Consider the following 257-nt stretch of genomic DNA (forward strand, 5'->3'; position numbering starts at 1 on the left):
AATAGTTTATATTACCAGCATTAATTATAGCAGCATCATTAGTAGACCACCACTCAATATTTATCAACAGATATTATTCACATGAACTCAAATATTATAGCATATNCTGAATTGTGCACAAAATATGATGAATTATGCATTTCTTGGACAGGTTTATAATTTCTCTCAATGTTATTTAAATAGTATAAATNNNNCATTTGTAAATAGCCACTTATAATTCAACAGATATTATATGCAATATAAATGGAACCAATTAT

The sequence above is a fragment of the Candidatus Nanopusillus massiliensis genome, from assembly GCF_920984865.1.